Annotated in this window: 19 protein-coding genes and 1 pseudogene; 5 read left to right on the plus strand and 15 right to left on the minus strand. The window is 55.9% G+C overall.

The window, feature by feature from the left end; genetic code table 11:
- Window positions 1-38 precede the first annotated feature (38 nt).
- Window positions 39-941 carry a LysR family transcriptional regulator gene (locus DVA44_RS20410; RefSeq protein WP_114387975.1) on the plus strand — a complete coding sequence of 301 codons (903 nt, stop codon included), beginning with the start codon at window positions 39-41 and terminating at the stop codon, window positions 939-941.
- A 19-nt stretch (window positions 942-960) separates the two neighbouring features.
- On the opposite strand, the gene ispH is transcribed toward DVA44_RS20410, so the two are convergent.
- From ispH to DVA44_RS26120, 6 genes and pseudogenes are all read right to left on the minus strand, one after another.
- Window positions 961-1,911, minus strand: a complete 951-nt coding sequence (gene ispH, locus DVA44_RS20415; protein ID WP_028015471.1) for a 4-hydroxy-3-methylbut-2-enyl diphosphate reductase — start codon at window positions 1,909-1,911, stop codon at window positions 961-963.
- A gap of 1 nt (window position 1,912) precedes the next feature.
- A complete protein-coding gene (gene fkpB, locus DVA44_RS20420; protein ID WP_103823207.1) occupies window positions 1,913-2,362 on the minus strand; it encodes an FKBP-type peptidyl-prolyl cis-trans isomerase in 450 nt (149 codons plus the stop codon).
- A 93-nt stretch (window positions 2,363-2,455) separates the two neighbouring features.
- Window positions 2,456-2,956, minus strand: coding sequence for a signal peptidase II (gene lspA, locus DVA44_RS20425; protein WP_103178215.1), 501 nt, complete (start codon window positions 2,954-2,956; stop codon window positions 2,456-2,458).
- Window positions 2,956-5,772 carry an isoleucine--tRNA ligase gene (gene ileS, locus DVA44_RS20430; protein WP_114387976.1) on the minus strand — a complete coding sequence of 939 codons (2,817 nt, stop codon included), beginning with the start codon at window positions 5,770-5,772 and terminating at the stop codon, window positions 2,956-2,958. Before ileS ends, lspA begins: the two co-directional genes overlap by 1 nt.
- A 33-nt stretch (window positions 5,773-5,805) precedes the next feature.
- Window positions 5,806-6,744, minus strand: coding sequence for a bifunctional riboflavin kinase/FAD synthetase (gene ribF / locus DVA44_RS20435; RefSeq protein ID WP_103823205.1), 939 nt, complete (start codon window positions 6,742-6,744; stop codon window positions 5,806-5,808).
- A gap of 7 nt (window positions 6,745-6,751) precedes the next feature.
- Window positions 6,752-6,919 (minus strand): annotated as a pseudogene (locus DVA44_RS26120) (DUF2575 domain-containing protein).
- A 154-nt stretch (window positions 6,920-7,073) separates the two neighbouring features.
- Here DVA44_RS26120 and rpsT point away from each other — a divergent pair.
- Window positions 7,074-7,337, plus strand: a complete 264-nt coding sequence (gene rpsT, locus DVA44_RS20445) for a 30S ribosomal protein S20 (protein WP_008502037.1) — start codon at window positions 7,074-7,076, stop codon at window positions 7,335-7,337.
- A 59-nt stretch (window positions 7,338-7,396) separates the two neighbouring features.
- Here the strand turns inward: rpsT and nhaR are convergent, their stop codons facing one another.
- The 4 genes from nhaR to dnaK form a co-directional block, all read right to left on the minus strand.
- The gene (nhaR, locus tag DVA44_RS20450) at window positions 7,397-8,296 is read right to left on the minus strand and encodes a transcriptional activator NhaR (RefSeq protein ID WP_103178211.1); all 900 of its coding nucleotides are present in this window, start codon (window positions 8,294-8,296) and stop codon (window positions 7,397-7,399) included.
- A 59-nt stretch (window positions 8,297-8,355) separates the two neighbouring features.
- Window positions 8,356-9,531, minus strand: coding sequence for a Na+/H+ antiporter NhaA (nhaA, locus tag DVA44_RS20455; RefSeq protein ID WP_114387977.1), 1,176 nt, complete (start codon window positions 9,529-9,531; stop codon window positions 8,356-8,358).
- Window positions 9,532-9,703: 172 nt separating this feature from the next.
- Window positions 9,704-10,837 carry a molecular chaperone DnaJ gene (gene dnaJ, locus DVA44_RS20460; protein WP_103178209.1) on the minus strand — a complete coding sequence of 378 codons (1,134 nt, stop codon included), beginning with the start codon at window positions 10,835-10,837 and terminating at the stop codon, window positions 9,704-9,706.
- Between the two features lie 86 nt (window positions 10,838-10,923).
- A complete protein-coding gene (gene dnaK / locus DVA44_RS20465; protein ID WP_103823202.1) occupies window positions 10,924-12,843 on the minus strand; it encodes a molecular chaperone DnaK in 1,920 nt (639 codons plus the stop codon).
- Window positions 12,844-13,139: 296 nt separating this feature from the next.
- Here dnaK and satP point away from each other — a divergent pair, with 296 nt between their 5' ends.
- Window positions 13,140-13,709 carry an acetate uptake transporter gene (gene satP, locus DVA44_RS20470; RefSeq protein ID WP_114315923.1) on the plus strand — a complete coding sequence of 190 codons (570 nt, stop codon included), beginning with the start codon at window positions 13,140-13,142 and terminating at the stop codon, window positions 13,707-13,709.
- 43 nt (window positions 13,710-13,752) lie between these two features.
- On the opposite strand, the gene DVA44_RS20475 is transcribed toward satP, so the two are convergent.
- The 3 genes from DVA44_RS20475 to tal form a co-directional block, all read right to left on the minus strand.
- Window positions 13,753-15,060: an MFS transporter gene (locus DVA44_RS20475; protein ID WP_114387978.1), complete on the minus strand. Its 1,308-nt coding sequence runs from the start codon at window positions 15,058-15,060 to the stop codon at window positions 13,753-13,755.
- A 123-nt stretch (window positions 15,061-15,183) separates the two neighbouring features.
- Window positions 15,184-15,771, minus strand: coding sequence for a molybdopterin adenylyltransferase (gene mog, locus DVA44_RS20480; RefSeq protein WP_114315925.1), 588 nt, complete (start codon window positions 15,769-15,771; stop codon window positions 15,184-15,186).
- A 111-nt stretch (window positions 15,772-15,882) separates the two neighbouring features.
- Entirely contained in the window at window positions 15,883-16,836 is a 954-nt protein-coding gene (tal, locus tag DVA44_RS20485; RefSeq protein WP_103823198.1) for a transaldolase, read from the minus strand.
- Between the two features lie 261 nt (window positions 16,837-17,097).
- Here tal and DVA44_RS20490 point away from each other — a divergent pair, with 261 nt between their 5' ends.
- Window positions 17,098-18,528, plus strand: a complete 1,431-nt coding sequence (locus tag DVA44_RS20490; RefSeq protein ID WP_114387979.1) for a sodium:alanine symporter family protein — start codon at window positions 17,098-17,100, stop codon at window positions 18,526-18,528.
- A 66-nt stretch (window positions 18,529-18,594) separates the two neighbouring features.
- Window positions 18,595-19,368, plus strand: coding sequence for a peroxide stress protein YaaA (gene yaaA, locus DVA44_RS20495; protein WP_114387980.1), 774 nt, complete (start codon window positions 18,595-18,597; stop codon window positions 19,366-19,368).
- 30 nt (window positions 19,369-19,398) lie between these two features.
- Here the strand turns inward: yaaA and DVA44_RS20500 are convergent, their stop codons facing one another.
- Window positions 19,399-19,686 (minus strand): DUF2502 domain-containing protein, encoded by a 288-nt coding sequence (locus DVA44_RS20500; protein ID WP_103823195.1) that lies wholly within the window; start codon window positions 19,684-19,686, stop codon window positions 19,399-19,401.
- A 291-nt stretch (window positions 19,687-19,977) separates the two neighbouring features.
- Window positions 19,978-21,264, minus strand: coding sequence for a threonine synthase (gene thrC / locus DVA44_RS20505; protein WP_114387981.1), 1,287 nt, complete (start codon window positions 21,262-21,264; stop codon window positions 19,978-19,980).

Raw genomic sequence — 21,264 nt, forward strand, 5'->3', positions numbered from 1 at the left:
GGCCTTTCAAACAATGCACTCTTGCCTGGTATGCACAAATGAAACCTGCACTGCTTCCCGATCTCGCAACCTTCGTGACCATCGTTGAACACGGCAATTTTTCCACCGTAGCCCGTATTACGGGCGCGACCCCCTCGGCGATCAGCCGTTGTGTTTCACGCCTGGAGAAGGAAATGGGGTGTAAATTACTGAACCGTACCACGCGCAAGCTGGCACTTACCGAAACCGGAAAATCGGTCTATGAACATGCCCTGGATATGCTGGACGCGGCACAACAGGCAATGGATTCCGGCAGCAGTCTGCAAACCATTGCGCAGGGAAAGCTCACGATAAGCGTACCGAAAGCCGTGGGACGGTTCGTGATCCATCCGCTGATGCCGGCATTCCTGGCGCGCTATCCGCAAATAGATATCTGCCTGCGCCTGGAAGATCGCTACATGGATCTGATCGATGACGGTGTCGATCTGGCATTACGGATCACCGATACCCCTTCGCCAGGCCTGTACGGAAAACCGCTGATGCCGGTAACCCATATTATTTGCGCGACGCCAGAATACCTTCGTCGCGCAGGCACGCCTCAGCATCCGCACGATCTCCGGGGGCATAGCTGTATTTCGCTCGGTGAAACCCCGGCCGATTCACGCTGGAAATTTACCTCGCAGGGAAAAACGGAGATTGTCCAGACGCACGGCCGCTACGCGGCTAACCACACGGGCGTGCGGCTGGATGCGGTCAAACACCATGTAGGTATCGGGAGTTTGCCGCTGTTTACGGCGCGTGAGGCGCTTGAAAAAGGGGAAATTGTACAGGTTCTGCCGGAGTGGACGTTTATCAGTAGCTATTCGGGCGATTTATGGCTGCTCTGGACGCGTAACAAACATATGCCAGCCAGAATGCGAGCCATGATCAACTATCTGAATGAAAAAATGCCAGTCACCTGATGACTGGCATTTTTAAATCTTATTCTACTTCGCGGGCGTCGATACGCAGCTCTTTCGGGACTTCGAAGACGATATTCTCTTCGCGCCCTTCCAGCGGAACGGCTTCACCTCCACCCAACTCCTGAAGGCGGGCAATCACATTCTGCACCAGGATATCCGGCGCGGAAGCCCCTGCGGTGACACCGACACAGGCTGCGTTTTTAACCCACGCTTCCTGGATGTCCGTTGCGTCGTCGATCAGGAACGCCGCCTTGCCCATTCGCTGTGCCAGTTCGGCCAGGCGGTTGGAGTTAGAGGAGTTTTTCGAGCCGACCACCAGCACTACGTCCGCCTGTTCTGCCAGAGCGCGCACCGCTTCCTGACGGTTAGTGGTTGCGTAGCAGATATCATCTTTACGCGGCCCGACGATTTTCGGGAAGCGCTGGCGCAAGGCATCAATCACATCCGACGTATCATCAACCGAAAGCGTGGTCTGCGTCATAAACGACAGACGGGCTTCGTTTTTCACGTTCAGCGTCAGGACATCTTCCGGGGACTCAACCAGATACATCCCCCCTTCCGGGTTGCTGTACTGCCCCATGGTGCCTTCGACTTCCGGGTGACCGGCGTGGCCAATCAGGATCGACTCTTCACCACGACGGCTGGCACGGGCCACTTCCATATGCACTTTCGTCACCAGCGGACAGGTAGCGTCGAAGACGGTCAGATCGCGGCTTTTGGCTTCGTTACGCACGGCCTGTGAAACGCCGTGCGCGGAGAAGATCAGGATCGCGCCATCCGGCACTTCGCTGATTTGCTCGATGAAGATCGCCCCACGCTCGCGAAGGCTATCCACCACGTAGCGGTTGTGTACCACTTCATGACGCACGTAAATCGGCGCGCCGTAGATCTCCAGCGCGTTTTCAACAATGCTGATTGCGCGGTCTACACCGGCGCAGAAACCGCGCGGGTTAGCCAACAGGATCTGCATTTCAGGCCTCCAGTGCCGGATCGATTTCCAGCACTTCTACATCAAAATGAACGGTACGCCCGGCAAGCGGATGGTTGAAGTCAACGGTAATCGAGTCGCCGTTGATTTCACGGATCACACCTGGCATTTCGCTGCCATCCATAGCGGTAAAGAGCATTATCGCCCCGATCTCAGGCTCTCCTGCATCCATAAATTCACGACGCGAGAAGTACTGGATCAGGTCCGGGGACGGCACGCCAAACGCCGCATCCGGTTCCAGTGAAAAGCTTTTTTTATCCCCCTCTTTCAGCCCCAGCAGCTGTTGCTCAAGACCTTCAGACAGAGAGGTGTCACCCATACGGAACAGCGCCGGTTTGCCGTTATTGCGGGTGGACTCCGCCGTGGAGCCATCATCGAGTTTCAGCGTGAAATGAACCAGCATCGCGCTGTTGGACTGTACGGATTTAGACATGCAGAGTGCTCACTCATTTTGCCCGGTAGCGCTGCGCTTACCGGGCCTACTCATCGTAGGCCGGTGCAAACGCAGCGCCGCCCGGCGGGTTTGTTACGCCTGCTCTTTCGCTGCGGGCTTCGGCAAGAAGCCTTCCAGCACAATCAGCGCCGCACCGATACAAATCGCCGTATCGGCCAGATTGAAGGTGGCGAAGTGCCAGTTGCCGACATAGAAGTCGATCATATCGACCACAAAGCCGTGCCACAGACGGTCGAACAGGTTACCCAGCGCGCCGCCAATGATCAGCGCGTAGGCGATGTTGTTCAGCTTTTGCGTGGCTTTCGAACGGTACATCAGCACGGCCAGTACCACGCAGATACCGAGTGCGATACCTGCAAAGAACCAGCGCTGCCAGCCGCCGCTATCCGCCAGGAAGCTAAACGCTGCGCCATAGTTGCGCGCATAGTGCAGATTAAGCGACGGGAACAGCGGAACCGTATCCCCCAGAGCGAAGTTCTGGAGGATCAGGTATTTGCTGCCCAAATCAATAATCAGCACGACTACCACCAGCCACAGCCAGCGCAGCCCTGTTGAAGAGAGTGATTTACTCATCAGGCAAACTTACGTTTTTCGCCATCACCGGCGACGTTGCTGACACAGCGTCCGCAGATCTCTGCGTGTTCCGCCACCTGACCGACGTCGGTCGTGTAGTGCCAGCAGCGCGGGCACTTCTCGCCGTCGGCTTTCGCCAGCGCCACTTTCAGCCCTTTGAGCAGTTCGCTCTGCTGGGCATCAGCGCTCGCATCGGCATAATCCGCAACTTTTGCACCGGAGGTCAACAGGACAAATCGTAATTCATCGCCCAGCGCCGTCAGCTTCGCCGCCAGCTCTGGTTCAGCGTACAGGGTTACTGCCGCCTCCAGAGAGCCGCCCACTTTCTTGTCGGTACGCGCCTGCTCGATCACCTTGTTCACTTCGCCGCGCACTTTCAGCAGCTCGTCCCAGAAGGCATCGTTCATGGCTTCGGTTTCGCCCAGGCCAAACAGACCTTCATACCACTCGCCGGTGAAGACATACTTCTCACGGTCGCCTGGCAGGTAGCCCCAGATCTCATCTGCGGTGAAGGACATGATCGGCGCCATCCAGCGCACCAGCGCTTCCGCGATGTGGTACAGCGCTGTCTGGCAGCTACGACGCGCCACGCTGTCCGCTTTGGCGGTGTACTGACGGTCTTTGATGATGTCGAGGTAGAACGAGCCCATCTCGATGGAGCAGAAGCGCATCAGGCGCTGCACCACTTCGTGGAAGTCGTAGGAGTCGTACGCCTTAACGATATCTTCCTGCGCCGCCTGGGCACAGCCTACCGCCCAGCGATCCAGCACTACCATCTCTTCCGGTTTCACCATGTCTTTTGCCGGATCAAACCCATTCAGGTTCGCCAGCAGGAAGCGTGCGGTGTTACGGATACGACGATAGCTGTCGGCAGCACGTTTCAGGATCTCGTCAGAAACCGCCATTTCGCCGGTGTAGTCGGTGGATGCCACCCAGAGACGCAGAATATCCGCGCCCAGCTTGTTCATCACGTCCTGCGGAGAAACGGTGTTACCGATAGATTTGGACATCTTACGGCCCTGACCATCGACGGTGAAACCGTGGGTCAGTACCTGACGGTAAGGCGCTTTGCCCTTCATGGCGGTGGAGATCATCAGAGATGACATGAACCAGCCGCGGTGTTGGTCAGAACCTTCCAGATACATGTCGGCAGCGTGACCGGCAAACTCAGGACGCACGTCAACCACGGAGGCGTGAGTGGATCCGGAGTCGAACCAGACGTCCAGCGTATCCGGCACCTTCTCGTAGTTATCCGCATCTGCGCCCAAGATGTCGCGGGAATCAAGATCCCACCACGCCTGAATGCCGTCCACTTCAACGCGCTTAGCGACTTCTTCCATCAGCTCCAGCGTGCGTGGGTGCAGCTCCTGGGTCTCTTTATGCACGAACAGAGACATCGGTACGCCCCAGGTACGCTGACGGGAGATACACCAGTCAGGACGGTTCGCCACCATGGACTCGATACGCGCCTGGCCCCAGTCCGGGATCCACTGCACACCTTTGATCTCTTTCAGTGACTGCGTGCGCAGCCCTTTCTGATCCATGCTCACAAACCACTGCGGGGTCGCACGGAAGATGATTGGCGTCTTGTGGCGCCAGCAGCATGGATAGCTGTGCTGCATTTTTTCAACGTGCAGCAGCGAGCCGTTGTCGCGCAGCATGTTGACGATGATATCGTTGGCTTTAAAGACGTTAACACCGTCCAGCGTCGGGTATGTGCCAGGCAGGTAAGCGCCATCCGGGCCAACCGGGTTAGCGATTTCCAGCCCGTACTGCAGGCTGATGTTGTAGTCGTCCGGGCCGTGGCCACCGGCGGTATGTACCGCACCGGTACCCGCTTCCAGGGTAACGTGCTCGCCCAGGATCGCCGGCACATCGAAATCGAGGAACGGATGCTTAAAGCGCATCAGCTCCAGCTCAGCGCCCTTCACGGTGCCGAGTACCTGGTAATCAGTGATGTTCGCGCGCTTCAGCACGCTCTCAACCAGATCTTTCGCCAGGATCAGCGCACGGCCTTCAACCTGTACCAGCGCGTATTCGAACTCCGCAGAGAGGGAGATCGCGCGGTTGGCAGGCAGGGTCCACGGTGTGGTGGTCCAGATGACCAGCGAGATTGGGCCGTTGACGCCCGGCAGACCAAATTTGCCCTGCAGCGCATCCTGATCGACGCCTTCAAAGGCTACGTCGATGGACGGAGAGGTTTTGTCGTAATACTCAACTTCTGCCTCTGCCAGCGCAGAGCGGCAGTCCACGCACCAGTGCACCGGCTTAGCGCCTTTGTGCAGGTGGCCGTTGCCGATGATTTTACCCAGCGCACGGATGATGTTGGCTTCGGTTTTGAAGTCCATGGTCAGGTACGGATGCGACCAGTCGCCCAGTACGCCCAGACGGATAAAGTCTTTACGCTGACCATCAACCTGCGTGGCGGCATATTCGCGGCATTTAGCACGGAATTCAGCAGCGGTGAATTTCTCACCCGGCTTGCCAAACTCCTGCTCCACTTTCAGCTCGATCGGCAGACCGTGGCAGTCCCAGCCTGGAACGTAAGGCGAGTCATAGCCCATTAAGCCTTTGGACTTAACGATAATGTCTTTCAGAATCTTGTTTACAGAGTGACCAATATGAATGCTGCCATTCGCATAGGGAGGGCCATCATGCAGAATGAAAGTTTTTTTACCTTTTTTGGCTGCACGGATGATGCCGTACAGGTCATCATCGGTCCAACGCGCCAGCATTCCCGGTTCGCGCTTGGCGAGATCGCCGCGCATCGGGAACCCTGTTTCCGGCAAATTCAGGGTTGATTTATAGTCACTCATCAGATTCTCGGTTCCGTATTTATATCTCAGGCATTAAGCCGGGTTCGATAGCCCAAATATTTCGCGGGCTGTTAATTCATCTCTCGCGATTTGCGCTTTCAGCTCATCAAGCGAGGCGAATCGCTGCTCATTGCGTATTTTTTTACGCAGGATTACATCTATATGGCGACCGTAGAGGTCCATTACAACGTCCAGCAAATGCACTTCGAGCTGCTGGCGCACGCCAGCAACTGTCGGACGGGTACCAATATTGGCAACACCCGGTAAAGGCTTATCACCCAGTCCCGTCACTTCTACCGCATAAACCCCTTTGACCGGGGAAACCTGACGGCGCAGCGGTACATTCGCCGTAGGGAAACCAATGGTGCGACCCAGTTCATCGCCATGCACGACCCGTCCGGAAATGGAGAACGGGCGCCCGAGCAGTTTTGCGGCGGTATCCAGATCGTCATCGGCTAAAGCCTGGCGAACCGCCGTGCTGCTGATGCGCACGCCGCCTTCGCAAAAGGTCTGGGTGCTGGTGACGTCAAAGCCATACTCCAGACCAGCCTTCTGTAATAGCAAGAAATCCCCCTGACGACCAGCGCCAAAGCGGAAATCATCGCCCACCGCTAAAAACTGTACCCCAAGGCGATCGACCAGCAGGTCGCCAACAAAATTTTGTGCCGTCAGGGCGGCAAAGCGTCGGTCGAACCGGACGCACAGGACATAATCCACGCCACACTGCGCCAGATAGCGTAATTTTTCACGCAGACGGGTCAGTCGCGCAGGCGCCTTTTCGCTGGCGAAGAGCTCCAGCGGCTGCGGTTCAAAAATCATTACGACGACCGGCAGACCCCGTGCCCGTCCCTCTTCACGCAATCCCTGCAACAGCACCTGATGCCCACGATGCACGCCGTCGAAATTACCAATAGTCAGCACACACCCGTGCGGGGCCTGACTGAGATTATGTATGCCGCGTATCAGCTTCATGACTGGCTCAAAACAGTGAAAATCGCCAGAGTATACCTTGTACAGCGGTTAAGGTTAACCGGCGATTGTTGCCGCAAAACAGAAAGCTGTAATGATTTCATCATGCTGACCTTTCAGAGCGAAAAAAACTGTCGGCAGATAACGTTTTTTGTGCCGAAAAGCTGTATTCAGACACGACAAGCTGGTAGAATCCTGCGCCATCACTACGTAACGTAGCGTCGCCACCTTAACGGCGCTTATTTGCACAAATCCATTGACAAAAGAAGGTATAGAGGGCATATTCCTCGGCCTTTGAATTGTCCACATAGATCATATTTGGGAGTTGGACCTTGGCTAATATCAAATCAGCTAAGAAACGTGCTATCCAGTCTGAAAAGGCTCGTAAGCACAATGCAAGCCGTCGCTCTATGATGCGTACTTTCATCAAGAAAGTATACGCAGCTATCGAAGCTGGCGACAAAGCTGCTGCGCAGAACGCATTTAACGAAATGCAACCAATCGTGGATCGTCAGGCTGCTAAAGGTCTGATCCACAAAAACAAAGCAGCGCGTCATAAGGCTAACCTGACCGCGCAGATCAACAAACTGGCTTAATCGCTATTTGTTGTTGCTTGTTTTAAAAGAACCCGCTTAACGCGGGTTTTTTTATGCCTTCAGAGTACCGGTGGCGTAAACAGCGCAGCGTAATCCTGATTACAGATACGTTGTACCGCCGGATGCTGGATCATCCTTTCGGCAAAAATGGCGTGATACTCTTCCATCACATTGTCCACCCGGCCAATCTCGGTAATCTTCTCATCCGCATAGAGATCCTGCGCATAGAGCGTTGGGGCGACAAAAATGGCGTTATGCGCTTCGCCGAACGCTTTCATCAATGCAGCATCGTCAAACTCACCCAGAATTTCAACGTTCAGTCCCTGGGAGTTAAACCAGTTCAGCAGCTTGCGTCCCAGCATCGAACGACGCCCGGGAACCAGTAAACGGCGCTCTTCCAGACAGGCGGGGAACGGTTTTTCTGGCGGCGGATTACTGCACCAGAAGCTGACGCCGCATTCACCAATCTTCACCGAAAAAAGGCCTTCCTGCTGCGTGGAGTCGATGGGGCAGTCAGAGATAATCATATCCAGCTTATGCTGGCTCAACTGCTCCAGCAGCATCTCGTGCGTCGATTCAAAACAGCGCAGGTGGATCTGCTCATCCTTCACGACTGCCGCATCCAGCACCCCGCTGACCAGCCGCTTTGACAGTGCATCCGCAATGCCCACATCAAAGAGCAGGTTCGACTCCTTACGGTAATTCACAATATCCAGCATCTCCTGGCTCAGGGTGAACATTTTGTCGGCGTAGCGAAACACCAGTTCACCCAGTTCGCTTGGCTCAATACCGCGCCCCTTACGCTTGAAGAGCTTGCCCTGCAGGCGCTCCTCCAGCGCTTTGATCTGCCCGGTAATCGTCTGCGGCGTCAGGTAGAGCGCTTCTGCAGCGCCGACAACCGACCCCTCTTTATAGACATGCCAGAAGTAGTAAAGATGGTTGTAGTTAAGATGAGACATACGATCCTCGCTCCCTGATTGTGTTAACGGGAGGGCTGCCTGTCCCTCCCGGAGTCCCGTTACGCCGGATGCGCCTGCGATGGCAGTTTCGTCTTCAGCAACATATAACCTACAAACGCAGCCAACAGCGATCCGGTTAAGATAGCCAGCTTAGCCCAGATGATAAGCTCAGGGGCATTCGCGCCAAACGCCAGTGTTGAGATAAAGATCGACATTGTAAAGCCGATCCCGCACAGCACGCCAACGGCCATGATCTGCCGGCAGGTGGTTCCGTGCGGCAAGGTGGCAAGCTTCAGTTTCAGCGCCATCCAGCAGAAGAGGCCAATCCCCAACGGCTTACCGATAAACAGCCCGGCGATGATCCCCAGCGGCAGCATCGACATCAATCCATCCAGCGTGACGCCCTCAAGGGAAACACCCGCGTTTGCGAAGGCAAAGAGCGGCAGGATCATAAAAGCGACCCACGGATGCAGCACGTGCTCAAGCTGCTTCGCCGGCGATTTACCCTCTTGCGCCTTCAGCGGCATGAAGAAACCGATAATCACGCCGGCCAGAGTGGCATGCACGCCCGATTTCAGTACAGCCGTCCACAGCACCATGCCCACCAGGAGATAGATACCAATGCGACGGACATTGCAGATATTGAGTAGCGCCAGCACCGCGATGGCCGCCGCCGCTACCGCCAGCGACAGCACCGACAGTTCGCTGGTATAGAACAGGGCAATAATGACGATTGCGCCCAGGTCATCGATGATCGCCAGCGCCATCAGGAAGATTTTTAACTCCATCGGCACGCGTTTACCTAACAGCGCCAGAACGCCCAACGCAAAGGCGATGTCCGTTGCTGCCGGGATCGCCCAGCCATCCCGGGCAATGGGATCCTGATAGTTAAAAGCCAGAAAGATGAGGGCCGGAACCACCATCCCGCCGATGGCGGCAATCACCGGAAACGCCGCGCGCTGACGGCTTGCAAGGGAGCCCTGAACCAGCTCACGCTTGACCTCCAGCCCCACCAGCAGGAAAAAGACCGCCATCAGTGCATCGTTGATCCACAGCAGCATGTTCTTGTTGATTTCCAGCACGCCGACGCGTAACTCAACGGGTGTTTCCAGAAAAGCGTGATACAGGCCGCGGGTTGGGCCCAGGTTTGCCAGCAGCATAGCGATGGCTGCGGCCAGCATGAGTATGATGCCCCCAGAGGCCTCATTGCGGAAAAAACGATTCAAAAGTTTCACTATTACTCTCTCTTTTTACGACAATCCTTCGTTAAAACCATCATACGCACGGATATTCATCGGCAAAAGCAGGTTAATGTTAACTATAGACTCAGTTTTTTCGAACTGACCATTTCAGGGATAAAAAAGCCCGGAATCGCTTCCGGGCTTCGGGGACAACGTTAGCTCAGTGTTAGCGAGTCAAATCGTCAAAGAATTTTTTCACGCCATCAAAGAAGCTTTTGGAGCGCGGGCTGTTGTTTTCACCGGTTGGGCCACCAAAGCTATCCTGAAGTTCTCGCAGCAGTTGCTTCTGTTTTTCGTTCAGGCCAACCGGAGTTTCGACCACCACGCGGCAAAGCAGGTCGCCCTGAGCGCCGCCACGGACGGATTTCACGCCTTTGCCCCGCATACGGAACAGCTTGCCGGTCTGGGTTTCGCCAGGCACTTTCAGGTTTACACGGCCGTCCAGCGTTGGCACTTCAATCTCACCGCCCATCGCCGCCATCGCAAAGTTGATCGGCACTTCGCAGTACAGGTTGTTACCTTCACGTTCAAAAATCGCGTGCTGCTTCACCTGTACCTGAACGTACAGATCGCCTGCCGGTGCGCCATGCTCGCCTGCTTCGCCTTCGCCAGAGAGACGAATACGATCGCCGGTATCCACGCCCGCCGGGATTTTAACGGAGAGGGTTTTGGTCTTCTCGACACGACCGTGACCATGACATTTGTTGCACGGATCCTTGATCAGCGTACCGCGACCCTGACAGTGCGGACAGCTCTGCTGTACCGCGAAGAAGCCCTGACGCATCTGCACCTGACCAGAGCCGTGACAGGTTGGACAGGTCTGCGGCTTGGTGCCCACCTTCGCGCCGCTGCCGTGGCAAACGTCACACTCTTCCAGCGTCGGGATGCGGATCTCTTTCGTCACGCCACGGACCGCCTCTTCCAGCGTCAGCTCCATGTTGTAACGCAGGTCTGCGCCACGGGCTGCACGCTGACGACCGCGGCCGCCGCCGAAGATATCGCCGAACACGTCACCAAAGATATCGCTGAAATCTGCGCCGCCGCCGCCAAAACCGCCGCCGCCCATGCCGCCCTGTTCAAACGCGGCATGACCGTACTGATCGTAAGCCGCACGTTTCTGCGCATCGGTCAGGACTTCGTAGGCTTCTTTGATCTCTTTAAATTTGGCTTCGGCCTCTTTGTCACCCTGGTTGCGGTCCGGGTGATATTTCATGGCCAGGCGCTTGTACGCCTTTTTGATTTCACGCTCTTCCGCTGTTTTGGAAACGCCTAAAATCTCGTAATAGTCTTGCTTTGCCATCTTGTTTTATCTGCCCCTAACATGCGTGCACGGGCGGAGAGGAAACCTCTTCGCCCGTGCCAGTGTATTACCCGTTCAAAGGGCGATTATTTTTTGTCTTTCACTTCTTCAAACTCTGCGTCGACAACATCGTCATCTTTCGCGTTGTTCGCAGAAGCGTCAGCGCCTGCACCAGCCTGCTGCTGTGCGTGCTGCTGCTGTGCGATCTCCATCAGCTTCCCGGAAACCTGCGCCAGTGCCTGCATTTTCGCTTCGATATCAGCTTTGTCTTCGCCCTTCAGGGAAGCTTCCAGCGCGCTCAGTGCAGACTCGATAGCGGTTTTATCGTCAGCTGGCAGTTTATCGCCCGCTTCTTCAACCTGCTTACGGGTGCTGTGCAGCAGATGGTCACCCTGGTTGCGGGTCTGAACCAGCTCTTCGAACTTACGGTCAGACTCGGCGTTCGCTTCTGCTTCGCGAACCATTTTCTGGATCTCTTCTTCGTTCAGACCAGAAGAGGCCTTGATGGTGATCTTCTGCTCTTTACCGCTGTTTTTGTCCTTCGCGGAAACGTGCAGGATACCGTCAGCATCGATGTCGAAGGTGACTTCGATCTGAGGCATACCGCGCGGCGCCGGGCTGATACCGTCGAGGTTAAACTGGCCCAGATCTTTGTTATCTGCGGCACGTTTACGCTCACCCTGCAGCACGTGGATGGTTACCGCAGACTGGTTGTCTTCAGCGGTAGAGAACACCTGGCTGTGCTTGGTCGGGATGGTGGTGTTTTTGGCGATCAGCGGAGTCATCACACCGCCCATGGTTTCGATACCCAGAGACAGCGGGGTAACGTCCAGCAGCAGTACGTCTTTAACATCACCGGTCAGTACGCCGCCCTGAACAGCAGCACCGATAGCAACGGCTTCGTCCGGGTTAACGTCTTTACGCGGCTCTTTACCAAAGAATTCAGCGACTTTCTTCTGAACCATTGGCATACGAGTCTGGCCACCTACCAGAATAACGTCCTGGATTTCAGATACGGACAGGCCCGCATCCTGCAGCGCAACTTTCAGCGGCTCGATGGAACGGTTAACCAGGTCTTCTACCAGGCTTTCCAGTTTCGCGCGAGTCACTTTGATGTTCATGTGTTTTGGACCGGTGGCGTCTGCAGTGATGTACGGCAGGTTCACGTCGGTCTGCTGCGCAGAAGAGAGCTCGATTTTCGCTTTTTCTGCGGCTTCTTTCAGGCGCTGCATAGCCAGCGGATCGTTACGCAGGTCAATGCCCTGATCTTTCTTAAATTCGTCAACGAGGTAGTTGATCATACGGCTGTCGAAGTCTTCACCACCCAGGTGGGTATCACCGTTGGTTGCCAGAACTTCGAAGGTTTTTTCGCCGTCAACTTCGTCGATTTCGATAATAGAGATATCGAAAGTACCACCACCAAGGTCGTATACCGCGATAGTGCGGTTGCCAACTTCTTTATCCAGACCGTAAGCCAGTGCCGCTGCGGTTGGTTCGTTGATGATACGTTTGACTTCCAAACCCGCGATACGGCCTGCGTCTTTGGTTGCCTGACGCTGCGCATCGTTGAAGTAGGCTGGTACAGTGATAACCGCTTCAGTTACCGGCTCACCCAGGTAATCTTCCGCCGTTTTCTTCATTTTTTTCAGCACTTCAGCAGAGATCTGCGGCGGTGCCATTTTCTGACCTTTAACATCAATCCAGGCGTCGCCGTTTTCAGCGCCGATGATTTTGTACGGCATGATGGCTTCATCACGCTGAACTTCTTCGTCCTGGAAGCGACGGCCAATCAGGCGCTTAATCGCAAACAGCGTGTTTTGCGGGTTTGTCACTGCCTGACGTTTAGCCGGCTGACCAACCAGAGTTTCACCATCCTGGGTATAGGCAATGATAGAAGGCGTGGTGCGATCGCCCTCGGCATTCTCCAGCACACGTGCAGTAGTGCCGTCCATAATCGCTACACAAGAGTTGGTAGTACCCAGGTCGATACCAATAATTTTACCCATCTAAACGTCTCCACTATAAATTCGGTCAACATGTGGTTGTGTACCTGTAATAAGGGCAGAAGGTGCTTTTTCAACTGCCCAGATTTGAATTTTTTCAGGTCCACACACTGCGGTTGACTACAAGATGGGGTCGCAACAGCATCCATCAAGGGGGATGGATAAAAAATTTTTTAATTTCACCCTGATTAGATCATAGACGGCATCGATGGCGCCCATTATGATGCCGCGCCCCGCCAGGGAGTATTGGCGTGGGAACCACTATTTCACCATATTAATGATGATTTTTTTGAGGACTTATGGGCAACACTAAGTTGGCTAATCCGGCTCCGCTGGGCCTGATGGGTTTTGGCATGACCACCATTCTGCTGAACCTGCATAATATCGGGATGTTCCCGATGGATGGCGTTATCCTGGCGATGGGCATTTTTTATGGCGGTATCGCACAGATCTTCGCGGGCCTGCTGGAATATAAGAAAGGCAACACCTTCGGTTTAACCGCATTCACCTCTTACGGCTCTTTCTGGCTGACCCTGGTCGCCATTCTGCTGATGCCGAAAATGGGCCTGGCCGATGCGGCTAATACACCGTTCCTGGGTGTCTACCTGGGCCTGTGGGGCGTCTTCACGCTGTTCATGTTCTTCGGCACGCTGGTAGGTAACCGCGCGCTGCAGTTCGTCTTCCTGAGCCTGACCGTGCTGTTCGCCCTGCTGGCAGTGGGTCACCTGGTGGATAACGGCGAAGCCATTATCCACGTGGCGGGCTGGGTTGGCCTGGTCTGCGGCGCCAGCGCCATCTACCTGGCAATGGGTGAAGTCCTGAACGAGCAGTTCGGTCGCACCGTTCTGCCGATTGGTGAAAAACACTGATCCCCTTCGTGCCCGCTCCGCGGGCACGAAATCTCTCCGGCGTTTATCCGCGAGCGGAGCTAGCCAGTTCCGGCACCTCTTTCTCTATCATCCCCTGCCGTAGCCAAATTCCCAGCGCCAGCCCCATCAACGAGAGCGCCAGCACATACCAGGCGGGTGCCATTGGCGACACGCCCATCAGTAGGGTTACGGCAACCGGCGTCAGGCCGCCGAAGATGGCGTACGAAACGTTATAGGAGAACGAAATACCGGTGAAGCGCACCTCTGGCGGGAAGGCGCGGACCATCACGTACGGCACAGCGCCTACCACACCCACGCAAAGCCCCACCGCGCCATACAGCAGGAACAGCTGTTCAGGATGGCTGCCCGCAAGATGGTAAAACGCCCAGCTCGATCCGGCCAGCAGCAGGCTGCCAATGATAAAGGTCAGGCTGGAGCCGATACGATCCACCGCCAGCCCGGCAATCAGGCAGCCAAAGCAGAGCATGATGGTGGCGATGCTGTTGGCCTGCAGCGTCACCGCCGGCGCAAAGCCGTACTGTTTTTGCAGCCAGACCGGTGACATCAAAATCACCACCACGATACCTGCTGAGAGCAGCCAGGTGAGCAGCATTGACACCACCACCGCCTTTCTGTGCCGCACCACCACCGCTTTCACCGGCAGCTCCTGCGCCAGCGCCTTACGCTGCTGCATCTCAAGGAATACCGGTGTCTCCTGCAGCCAGCGGCGCAGATACATGGCGACCAGGCCAAACGCGCCGCCCAGCAGGAATGGAATACGCCAGCCCCAGTCGTGTACCGCCTGTTGGGTCATGCTGGTATTCACCAGCGTCGCCACCACCGAGCCCAGCAGAATGCCAACGGTCAGCCCTGCGGTCAGCGTGCCGCAGGCAATGCCGATCCGCCGGGCCGGAACATGTTCCGCCACAAATACCCATGCACCTGGCACTTCACCGCCGATCGCCGCCCCCTGCAGGATGCGCATCAGTAAGAGCAGGATCGGCGCGAGAATGCCCATGGAGGCATAGGTCGGTAACAGGCCAATCGCCAGGGTGGGTACCGCCATCAGCAGGATGCTAAGGGTGAACATCTTCTTACGCCCGACCAGATCGCCGAAGTGGGCCATTACGATGCCGCCCAGCGGGCGCGCCAGATAACCGGCGGCGAAAATGCCAAAGGTCTGAACCTGACGCAGCCATTCGGGAATGTCAGGCGGGAAGAACAGCTCCCCGACGACAGCAGCAAAGAAGACGAAAATGATGAAGTCATAAAACTCCAGCGCGCCGCCGAGTGCGGCAAGCGTGAGGGTTTTATAATCCTGACGAGTGAGAGGCCGGTTGTAATGTGACATAGCGAACCATTCTGGGCTGAATTATTGGATTATATTTACAGCGATCGTAAAGAAAAAATTACTATACCGTAAATCAATCAGCACGCTACCATCGTTACAGCTTATGTCACATTATTGTTAATTTCAGGAGATTGTTTCACGCCTTGCGCTTTTCGGGCGAAAAGCTGCTACCACCTGCGGATCGGTTTCGACATAAGGTCCTTCAAGAAGCTGTACACAATACGGTACACTGGCAAAGATCCCCGCCACCACCACTTTGCCGTCAGCCTCTTTAACGCCTTCCAGCGTCTCTTTAATGGACTTCGGCTGGCCTGGTAAATTGAGGATCAGCGCCTGCTTGCGGATCACCCCGACCTGGCGTGACAGGATTGCCGTTGGCACAAAGTGTAGACTGATCTGGCGCATCTGTTCGCCAAAGCCCGGCATTTCACGGTCGGCGATGGCAAGCGTTGCGTCCGGGGTCACATCGCGTCGTGCCGGACCGGTACCGCCGGTTGTCAGCACCAGGTGACAGCTCATTTCATCCACCAGTTCACACAGGGTTTGCTCAATCACGGCCTGCTCGTCCGGGATCAGACGGGTTTGTACTTCAAACGGCGTAGTCAGGGCAGACGCCAGCCAGGCTTCCAGCGCGGGGATGCCTTTATCTTCATAGACACCGCTGGAGGCGCGATCTGAGACGGAAACTAAGCCAATGCGTAAGGTATTCATATCCATTCCATTCAAACAATACAGATTGAGGGGAATGATACACGCAGGAAGGCGATTCAGACAGGGTACGAGAGAGGTAGCGTGACCGGGAGCCCGGTCACGCTGGAATGATTACAGCAGGTCGCCGATCATTTTTTCCAGTTTTTCCTGGTCGATGGCAAACTTACGGATACCGTCCGCCAGTTTGTCTACCGCCATTGGATCCTGGTTGTGCTGCCACAGGAACTCAGATTCAGTGATGCGCTCTGGGCGGGCTTTCACTTCACCGCTGAAGCTCAGCTTACGCTCGATGGTACCTTCGCTTTCTGCCAGCTCTTTCAGCAGCGCAGGTGCGATGGTCAGACGGTCACAGCCAGCCAGTTCCAGGATCTCGCCCACGTTACGGAAGCTTGCGCCCATCACCACGGTTTCATAACCGTGCTGTTTGTAGTACTCGTAGATCTCGGTAACGGAAACCACACCCGGATCTTCCGCTGCCGCGTACTCTTTCTTATCGGTGTTGGCTTTGTACCAGTCCAGAATACGGCCCACGAATGGCGAGATCAGGTACACGCCCGCTTCTGCACACGCACGCGCCTGCGCGAAGGAGAACAGCAGGGTCAGGTTACAGTTGATGCCCTCTTTTTCCAGCTGCTCTGCAGCGCGAATGCCCTGCCAGGTGGAAGCCAGTTTGATCAGGATACGGTCGTTGCTGATACCCGCATCGTTGTACAGCTTGATCAGGCGTTTGGCTTTCGCGATGGAGGCTTCGGTGTCGTAAGAGAGACGCGCATCCACTTCAGTGGAGATACGGCCCGGAACCAGTTTCAGGATCTCCAGACCGATGTTCACAGCCAGTTTGTCGGTAGCATCCACTACCTGCTGTGCGCGATCGCTGCTCTGGCTTTTCGCCCAGGCAACAGCATCGTCGATCAGTTTACGGTATTCAGGGATCTGTGCAGCGTTAAGGATCAGAGAAGGGTTCGTTGTGGCATCCTGCGGCTGGTACAACTTCATTGCCGCGATATCTCCGGTGTCAGCGACAACAGTCGTGAACTGACGAAGGGAGGTTAATTTATCCGTCATGATAGTGTTTCTCTTTAACTTGCCCTGGATAATTCGCGTTACCAGCAAGATGCCAGAAACGGAAAAATGACAGGTTTACTTGTTAGGGGGATGTAACCGGTCTGCCCTGATGATAACACGACGGAAGGTCAGCGCAACCGCAGACAATGCGCTGAAGGATACTGTGATAAACTCGGCAAAATAACAGATTACCCATTCACTGTTTGTTCAATCGCTCGAAGCGATTACCTATGCACTTTGGCATCAACACGAGGGACGTTAGTGCCTGATTATCTGTCGTTTATTAATGAAATCCTGTGGGGTTCGGTGATGATATACCTGCTTTTTGCGGCAGGTCTTTGGTTCACTGTTCGCAGCGGGTTTATTCAATTTAGCGCCCTTCCTCAACTGCGCATTAATCTGAAAAATAGCCTGAGCCCGCAGCCGGGAGGCTTAACCTCGTTCCAGGCGCTCTGCACCAGTCTGGCGGCCCGGCTCGGCAGCGGTAACCTGGCCGGGGTCGCGCTGGCCATCTCCGCTGGCGGCCCGGGGGCGATATTCTGGATGTGGATGACCGCCATTATCGGTATGGCGACCTCCTTCGCAGAGTGCTCGCTGGCGCAGCTATATAAGGAAGCGGATAAACAGGGGCAATTTCGCGGTGGCCCAGCCTGGTACATGGCCCGGGGCCTTGGCATGCGCTGGATGGGCGTGCTCTTTTCACTCTTTTTGCTCGTCGCCTACGGTCTTATTTTTAACACTGTCCAGGCCCACTCGGTGGCCCATGCGCTGCGCTTCGCCTTTGACTGCCCGGAAATCATCACCGGCGGCATGCTGGCCGCGTTCACGCTGCTGGTGATCGTCACCGGCATCAAAGGCGTCGCCCGGCTGATGCAGTGGATGGTGCCGGCGATGGCGCTGCTGTGGCTCATGACCAGCCTGATCATCTGCGCCTGGCATGCCGAACAGTTACCTGCCGTCTTCAGTCTGATCGTCAAAAGCGCCTTTGGCTGGCGCGAAGCGGCCGCCGGGGCTCTGGGCTATACCCTGAGTCAGGCCCTGACGGCGGGTTTCCAGCGCGGCATGTTTTCCAACGAAGCGGGCATGGGCTCAACCCCGAATGCCGCAGCAGCCGCCGCCTCCTGCCCCCCTCACCCGGCCTCTCAGGGGCTGGTGCAGATGATCGGCGTCTTCGTCGATACCATCATTATCTGTACCGCCAGCGCCATGATCGTGCTGCTGGCAGGGCCGATGGATCTGCCGGCAGATACCGCAGGCATACAGTTGCTGCAACAGGCGCTGATAAACCTGACCGGGAGCTGGGGAGCCGGATTCATAGGGTTTATCCTCATCCTGTTCGCGTTCAGCTCCATCGTGGTGAATTACATCTATGCCGAAAATAATCTGATCTTTCTGCATCCCGATGCCCGGCGATCGCGCTGGGTATTACGGGGCGGCGTTGTGCTGATGGTGCTGCTCGGATCGCTGTTAAGCCTGCCGATGGTCTGGCAGCTGGCGGATATCATCATGGCTCTGATGGCCATCGCCAACCTGACGGCTATCCTGCTGCTCTCCCCGGTGGTGACCCTGATTGCCCGGGACTATCTGCGTCAGCGCAAGCTGGGCGTCCAGCCGGTCTTTGATGCCTCGCGTTATCCCGAGATTGTAGAACAGCTCGCCCCTGGCGCCTGGGATGATTTGCCGCGTCAATAACAGCCATCGATCAATCGAGGCGGTTTTTTTGTTAAAATCGCACCAAATCTCCTGCAAGGACTGGATATGCTGATTCTGATTTCACCTGCCAAAACGCTCGACTACCAGAGCCCCCTCGCCACCGAGCGCTATACCCAGCCGGAACTGCTGGATCAATCGCAACAGCTGATCCACGAGGCGCGTAAACTTTCGGCTCCGCAAATTGCGACCCTGATGAGCATCAGCGACAAGCTGGCGGATCTGAATGCCACCCGTTTCCACGACTGGCAGCCCGATTTCACCCCATCCAACGCGCGTCAGGCGATTCTGGCCTTTAAAGGCGATGTTTATACCGGTCTCCAGGCAGAAACCTTTAGCGAAGCGGATTTTGATTTTGCCCAGCAGCATTTGCGCATGCTCTCCGGCCTGTACGGGGTATTGCGCCCGCTGGATTTGATGCAGCCTTACCGCCTGGAGATGGGGATCCGCCTGGAAAATGCGAGAGGGAAGGATCTCTATCAGTTCTGGGGCGAGACCATCACCGACACGCTGAACGCGGCGCTGAAGGCGCAGGGCGACAATGTCCTGATCAACCTGGCATCCGATGAATACTACAAATCGGTCAAACCGAAAAAGCTGAACGCGGAGATCGTCAAGCCGGTCTTCCTGGACGAGAAGAATGGCAAATTCAAAGTGATCAGCTTCTACGCCAAAAAAGCGCGCGGGCTGATGAGCCGCTACATCATTGAAAACCGTCTGACCCAGCCAGAGCAACTGAAAGCATTCGACAGCGAAGGCTATTTCTTTGATGAGGAAGCATCAGGGAAAGGTGAGCTGGTGTTTAAGCGCCACGAGCAGTAAAGCAAAACCCCGCCGGTTGGCGGGGTAATTTTAATGGTGCTTCCGGTCCGGTCCCGGACGGTGATCGTCATGACGATCGTGATGGCGATTATCGTGATGCTCGCCATGCGGATGCCAGCGGTTATCCCGCCACTCGTAGTGAGATTTCCACCAGTCATGGTCACGCCAGTGACCGCCATCCCAGTAGTGTCCTTGCTTGTCCCGATCGCCAATTTGCAATTTGACCGCCGGTACCAGGGTGATTTCAGAGGCCTGAGCCGCCATCGGAGCCACCAGCATCAGAGAAAGCGCGATCAGCACAGGTTTCAGTTTCGACATAGGTTACTCCTTATTGATCTTGCCCGTTGTGGGCCGATGTAAGGAGATTACGTGAGGGAGAGGGAGGATGTTATTCTCTGCAATCCTATTCTGTAAGTGTCCGCATTTATTGGGAAATTCTACTTTTTCCCTGCTATTTTTCTCCTTAATTTCTCCATAAAAAAGCCGGGTAACGCAGAGGCGTCCCCGGCTGGATTATGCGGCATGGTGCCCGGCGGCGCTGTGCTTGCCGGGCCTACAATTCGAGCTCGTGTAGGCCGGGTAAGCGAAGCGCCACCCGGCAACAAACAATCACCCGCGCGTCATCATCAACTTACGCAGCGCCGCAAAATCGGCCGGCAGATTGTGCGACAGCAGCGGCAGATCGGCACGTTCGGCCAGCTCTTTCGGCAGCGGCAGGGAATCGCCCAGGATTGCGTCCACGCTCTCTTTGAACTTCGCCGGGTGCGCGGTGCCGAGGAACAGGCCGTACTCGCCCGGGTTCAGCTGATCGCGCAGGGCGCGATACGCCACCGCGGCATGCGGTTCAGAGATGTAGCCCAGCTGCTTCAGCTCACGCATGGTCTCTTTAGTGGTTTCGTCAGTCACCGCAGCGTAACCCAGCTCATTCAGACGCCAGATTTTACGGCGGAACAGCTCTTCCACACGCGGCCAGTTGTTAGGCTGTGAGACATCCATCGCGTTAGACAGAGTGGCCTGCGTCGCGTTTGGCGTCCACTTGCCCTCTTTCAGGAAACGGGGAACGGTGTCGTTGGCGTTGGTGGCCGCGATAAAGCGTTTCACCGGCAGGCCCAGAGACTTCGCCAGCAGGCCGGCTGTCAGATCGCCAAAGTTGCCGCTCGGCACCGAGATCACCAGCTGATTACGCGCTTCCTGCGGCAGCTGGGCCACCGCTTCGAAGTAATAGCAGATCTGCGCCAGCAGGCGGCTGATGTTGATGGAGTTGGCGGAGTTCAGACCCAGCGCCACTTTCAGTTCTTCATCATCGAAGGCCTGCTTAACCAGCGCCTGACAGGCATCGAAATCCCCGTCGATAGCGACGGTTTCAATGTTGCCGCCGAGCGTACAGAAGAGTTTTTCCTGCAGCGGGCTGATTTTCCCCTGCGGGTAGAGGATCACGACGCGGACGTTTTTCAGGCCGTAGAAGGCATGCGCCACCGCCGCCCCGGTATCGCCGGAGGTGGCGGTCAGGATGGTTACTGGCTTATCGCCGCTGATATGGGTCAGCATCTGCGCCATAAAGCGGCCGCCAAAATCTTTAAACGCCAGCGTCGGGCCGTGGAACAGCTCAAGGCAGCCGACATCCGGCTCGACCTGGCTTACCGGTGCCGGGAAGGCAAAGGCCGCGCGGACGCGCTCTTCCAGCAGCTCCTTCGGGATTTCGTCGCCAATAAAGGCGGAAAGAATTTTGGTGCTGCGGGTGACGAAATCCTGCTTCAGCATCTCGTCAATTTCGGTCAGACCGAATTCCGGCAGATCGTGCGGGAAGAACAGCCCCTGGTTTTTGCCCAGCCCCTGCGTTACTGCCTGTGCAAAACTTACCTGCTCGTTATGATCTTTAAGATTGTAGAGTTTCAT

The organism is Leclercia sp. W17 (assembly GCF_003336325.1).
Lineage (GTDB): Bacteria > Pseudomonadota > Gammaproteobacteria > Enterobacterales > Enterobacteriaceae > Enterobacter.

Excerpts from the sequence above, each read along its gene's own strand:
- DVA44_RS20500 (WP_103823195.1), bottom strand. The coding sequence starts at position 19,686 with ATGTCGAAACTGAAACCTGTGCTGATCGCGCTTTCTCTGATGCTGGTG.
- ribF (WP_103823205.1), bottom strand. The coding sequence starts at position 6,744 with ATGAAGCTGATACGCGGCATACATAATCTCAGTCAGGCCCCGCACGGG.
- dnaK (WP_103823202.1), bottom strand. The coding sequence starts at position 12,843 with ATGGGTAAAATTATTGGTATCGACCTGGGTACTACCAACTCTTGTGTA.
- yaaA (WP_114387980.1), top strand. The coding sequence starts at position 18,595 with ATGCTGATTCTGATTTCACCTGCCAAAACGCTCGACTACCAGAGCCCC.
- ileS (WP_114387976.1), bottom strand. The coding sequence starts at position 5,772 with ATGAGTGACTATAAATCAACCCTGAATTTGCCGGAAACAGGGTTCCCG.
- dnaJ (WP_103178209.1), bottom strand. The coding sequence starts at position 10,837 with ATGGCAAAGCAAGACTATTACGAGATTTTAGGCGTTTCCAAAACAGCG.
- mog (WP_114315925.1), bottom strand. The coding sequence starts at position 15,771 with ATGAATACCTTACGCATTGGCTTAGTTTCCGTCTCAGATCGCGCCTCC.
- nhaR (WP_103178211.1), bottom strand. The coding sequence starts at position 8,296 with ATGTCTCATCTTAACTACAACCATCTTTACTACTTCTGGCATGTCTAT.
- DVA44_RS20475 (WP_114387978.1), bottom strand. The coding sequence starts at position 15,060 with ATGTCACATTACAACCGGCCTCTCACTCGTCAGGATTATAAAACCCTC.
- lspA (WP_103178215.1), bottom strand. The coding sequence starts at position 2,956 with ATGAGTAAATCACTCTCTTCAACAGGGCTGCGCTGGCTGTGGCTGGTG.
- thrC (WP_114387981.1), bottom strand. The coding sequence starts at position 21,264 with ATGAAACTCTACAATCTTAAAGATCATAACGAGCAGGTAAGTTTTGCA.
- ispH (WP_028015471.1), bottom strand. The coding sequence starts at position 1,911 with ATGCAGATCCTGTTGGCTAACCCGCGCGGTTTCTGCGCCGGTGTAGAC.
- DVA44_RS20410 (WP_114387975.1), top strand. The coding sequence starts at position 39 with ATGAAACCTGCACTGCTTCCCGATCTCGCAACCTTCGTGACCATCGTT.
- tal (WP_103823198.1), bottom strand. The coding sequence starts at position 16,836 with ATGACGGATAAATTAACCTCCCTTCGTCAGTTCACGACTGTTGTCGCT.
- satP (WP_114315923.1), top strand. The coding sequence starts at position 13,140 with ATGGGCAACACTAAGTTGGCTAATCCGGCTCCGCTGGGCCTGATGGGT.
- fkpB (WP_103823207.1), bottom strand. The coding sequence starts at position 2,362 with ATGTCTAAATCCGTACAGTCCAACAGCGCGATGCTGGTTCATTTCACG.